Annotated in this window: 1 protein-coding gene; it reads left to right on the top strand. The window is 64.7% G+C overall.

Translation table 11 applies throughout. From position 1 onward, the window contains the following. Positions 1–1,684 (top strand): maltose alpha-D-glucosyltransferase (gene treS, locus FNH04_RS45710; protein WP_152792106.1); only part of this gene is annotated, 1,684 nt, incomplete at both ends.

Raw genomic sequence — 1,684 nt, 5'->3', positions numbered from 1 at the left:
AGCCCGTACCGGACACGTTCGAGGACACGCCCGCCAAGGACCGGGACCCCGAGTGGTTCAAACGCGCCGTCTTCTACGAGGTCCTGGTCCGCTCCTTCCAGGACAGCAACGGCGACGGAGTCGGCGACCTCAAAGGCCTGACCGCCAAACTCGACTACCTGCAATGGCTCGGCGTCGACTGCCTCTGGCTGCCACCCTTCTTCAAATCCCCCCTCAAGGACGGCGGCTACGACGTCTCCGACTACACCGCCGTCCTCCCCGAATTCGGCGACCTCGCCGACTTCGTCGAATTCGTCGACGCCGCCCACCAACGCGGCATGCGCGTCATCATCGACTTCGTCATGAACCACACCAGCGACCAGCACCCGTGGTTCCAGGAATCCCGCAAAGACCCCACCGGACCCTACGGCGACTACTACGTCTGGGCCGACGACGACAAACAGTTCCAGGACGCCCGCATCATCTTCGTCGACACCGAAGCCTCCAACTGGACCTTCGACCCGGTCCGCAAGCAGTACTACTGGCACCGCTTCTTCTCCCACCAACCCGACCTCAACTACGAAAACCCCAACGTCCAGGAGGAGATCATCTCCGCCCTGCGCTTCTGGCTCGACCTCGGCATCGACGGCTTCCGCCTCGACGCAGTGCCCTACCTCTACCAAGAAGAGGGCACCAACTGCGAGAACCTCCCGGCGACGCACGAGTTCCTCAAGCGGGTACGGAAAGAGATCGACACCCACTACCCGGACACGGTGCTGCTCGCGGAGGCGAACCAGTGGCCCGAGGACGTCGTCGACTACTTCGGTGACTTCCCCTCCGGCGGCGACGAATGCCACATGGCATTCCACTTCCCCGTCATGCCCCGCATCTTCATGGCCGTACGCCGCGAATCACGCTACCCCGTCTCCGAAATCCTCGCCAAAACCCCCGCCATCCCCTCGAACTGCCAATGGGGCATCTTCCTGCGCAACCACGACGAGTTGACGCTGGAAATGGTCACGGACGAAGAACGCGACTACATGTACGCGGAATACGCCAAAGACCCCCGCATGCGCGCCAACATCGGCATCCGCCGCCGCCTGGCCCCCCTCCTGGACAACGACCGCAACCAGATCGAACTCTTCACCGCCCTCCTCCTCTCCCTGCCCGGCTCACCGATCCTCTACTACGGCGACGAGATCGGCATGGGCGACAACATCTGGCTCGGCGACCGCGACGCCGTCCGCACCCCCATGCAGTGGACCCCCGACCGCAACGCCGGCTTCTCCTCCTGCGACCCCGGCCGCCTCTACCTGCCCACCATCATGGACCCCGTCTACGGCTACCAGGTCACCAACGTCGAGGCCTCCATGTCCTCCCCCTCCTCCCTGCTGCACTGGACCCGCCGCCTCATCGAGATCCGCAAACAAAACCCCGCCTTCGGCCTCGGCTCCTACACCGAACTCCCCTCCACCAACCCCGCCGTCCTGGCCTTCCTACGCGAAGCACCCACCACCCACGACGGCAGCGACGACCTCGTCCTGTGCGTCCACAACTTCTCCCGCTTCGCCCAGCCCACCGAACTCGACCTGCGCACCTTCAACGGCCGCCACCCCGTCGAACTCATCGGCGGAGTCCGCTTCCCCGCCATCGGAGAACTGCCCTACCTGCTCACCCTCGCAGGCCACGGCTTCTACTGGTTCCG

Origin of the sequence: Streptomyces phyllanthi (assembly GCF_009377205.1) — a bacterium.
Taxonomy (GTDB): domain Bacteria; phylum Actinomycetota; class Actinomycetes; order Streptomycetales; family Streptomycetaceae; genus Streptomyces; species Streptomyces phyllanthi.
The sequence above is the reverse complement of the archived record's forward strand: the minus strand, read 5'-3'. Positions and strand labels throughout refer to the sequence as shown.